This is a genomic window from Mycobacterium sp., assembly GCF_049683355.1.
Classification (GTDB): domain Bacteria; phylum Actinomycetota; class Actinomycetes; order Mycobacteriales; family Mycobacteriaceae; genus Mycobacterium.
Genome location: NZ_JBAUJB010000005.1, coordinates 1 through 2526, shown reverse-complemented (window position 1 = coordinate 2526; position 2526 = coordinate 1). Strand labels below are relative to the sequence as shown.

Below are 2526 nucleotides of genomic sequence, written 5' to 3'. Positions count from 1 at the left end.
GCGGGCATCCACAAGCTCACGGCTGGCTCCGGGTACTTGTACCTGGTGCGGCAGGTGGCTGCCCATGACCGCACTCATGGCCCGGAATCGTTGGGCGACTACTACTCCTCGAAGGGTGAGACCCCGGGCCGCTGGGGTGGGCGCGGGCTGGCCGGATTGTCGGCGGGTTCGGAGAACTGGACGCGCACCGACGCCGGGGACCGGCTGTGGTCGGTGGCCGAGGGCTCGGAGGTCACCGAGGATCAGATGAAGGCGCTTTTCGGGCTGGGCGTGCACCCGAACGCCTCAGCGTTGACCAAGCAGCTCATCGCTCAAGGGGCGCGCAAGAACTCGGCGCTGACCGCGACTTCGCTGGGGCGGCCGTTTCGGGTCAATGCCGGGGAAACCGAGTTGCAGCAGCGCCTGGCGCTGGCCTACCGGGACCATAACTTGTCCATCGGTGCGCACTGGAACGCCGCGATTGATGAGTCGGTGCGAGCGCAGATGCGCACCGACATCGCGACCGAGATGTTCGAAGAACAGCACCGCCGCGCCCCCTTGGATGAGCGGGAACTGACCGGGTTCATCGCCCGCGGCACCCGCGACCAAACCACCTCGGTCGCCGGCTACGACATGACCTTCACTCCGGTCAAAAGCGTGTCCGCGCTCTATGCGCTGTGCCCGGAGCCGATCGCCAAGCAGATCGAGGAATGCCACAGCAAGGCCGTCCAGGACGCGTTGGATTTCCTGCAAGACCAGGCCGCCTACACCCGCATCGGCGCCCAGGGCGTGGCCCAGGTCGACACCGAAGGGTTCATCACCGCGGAGTTTTTGCACCGCGACACCCGCGCCTCGGACCCCGGCCTGCACACCCACGTCGCGATCTCCAACAAGGTCCGCGCCCGCGGCACCGACGGCATCGCCCGCTGGTATGCCCTCGATGGTCGGCCGTTGTATGCCTCCACCGTCGCGGCCTCGGAGTTGTACAACTCGCGGCTGGAGGCCTACCTGGGTCAGGTGTTGGGGATGCGGTTCGCCGCTCGCGGTGATGCCCGCGAAGGCAAGCGCGAGGTCCGCGAAGTGGTCGGGGTGAGCCGCGAACTCAACGAACTGTGGTCCTCGCGCCGGGCGGCGATCGACGCCGAGTATGCGGTGTTGGCCAAGAAGTTTCAGGCTGCTCACGGCCGCGAGCCGACCACCCCGGAGTCGATCGCGATGTTCCAGCAGGCCACCTTGGCCACCCGTGACGCCAAGCATGAGCCGCGCTCGCTGGCCGAGCAGCGCCAGGAGTGGCGTGCCCAAGCGGTCGGCCTGTTGGGCAGCGACGAGGCGGTCAACGCGATGATCGCGCGCTCCCTTGCCGGGCGCACCGCGACACCGGCTGAGGTCACCGAAGGGTGGATCAAAGCTCGCGCCCGCCAGGTCATCGCCACCGTGTCTGGCGACCGCGCCACCTGGAACCGCACCCATGTGCTGGCCGAGGCGTTGCGCGTCGTGCGGGTCACCGGGCACGCCGGGATCGACGGGATCGCCGAACTCATCACCGACGCCGCGTTGAGTGCACCGTTGAGCATCCGGCACGCGTCCAGCCCCGATACCGACCTCGGTGAGCCCGCCAGGCTGCGCCGCCGCGACGGGTCCAGCGTGTACCGCCAAGTCGGATCGCAGACCTACACCAGCACCGAAATCCTGGCCGCCGAACGCTCCATCCTGGCCGCCGCCGAGCTGCGCGATGGACGCACCGTGCCCGCCGCCGACGTCGAGATCGAACTACTGGCCCAAGCCGCGAATGGACACGAACTCAATGCCGGCCAAGCCGAACTGGTCCGCGAAATGGCCTGTCGCGGGCAGCGCGTCATGCTCGCGCTGGCCCCCGGTGGGTCGGGAAAAACCACCGCCATGGCCGCGCTCACGCGGTCCTGGGAAGGTGCCGGTGGCACCGTCATCGGGCTGTCGCCGAGCGCCAGTGCGGCGCAGCTGCTGCGCGAGGAAATCGAAGTCGAGGTCGGAGACACCCTCGATAAGTTCAACTGGCTCACCGACAATCCCGACACCTCGCCCGGTGATCCAGCACGCCAGTGGTACGACGCGATCGATGAAAACACGTTGATCATCGTGGACGAGGCCGGCAAGGCCGGCACTTTGGCGTTGGCCTCCATGATCGCTGTCGCGTTGGCCAAGGGCGCCAGCGTGCGCCTTGTCGGTGACGACAAACAGTTGTCTTCGATCAGCGCCGGGGGTGTGCTGCGCGACCTCGCTCACTTGCATGGGGCGATCACCTTGTCTCAAGTGATGCGGTTTGCTTCGGCGGCCGAAGCCCAGGCCGGTCTGGCGTTGCGCGACGGTGACCCGTCCGGGATCGCGTTCTATCTCGATGAGCAGCGCGTGCATGTCGGCACGCAGGCCGCCGCATCAGATATGGCCTTCGAGGCATGGCAATCCGATATCGCCACCGACAAGCACTCGCTGTTGTGGGCGCCCACCCACGATCTGGTGTCCGAACTCAACGACCGCGCCCGACTGCACCGGCTCACCGAACTCGGTGAG

General features: G+C 67.4%; 1 protein-coding gene. It reads left to right on the top strand.

Going from position 1 to position 2526, the window contains the following annotated elements:
• Nucleotides 1-6 precede the first annotated feature (6 nt).
• A partial coding sequence (gene mobF, locus WA944_RS00140; protein WP_526646035.1) for a MobF family relaxase occupies nucleotides 7-2526 on the top strand: 2520 nt, incomplete at its 3' end.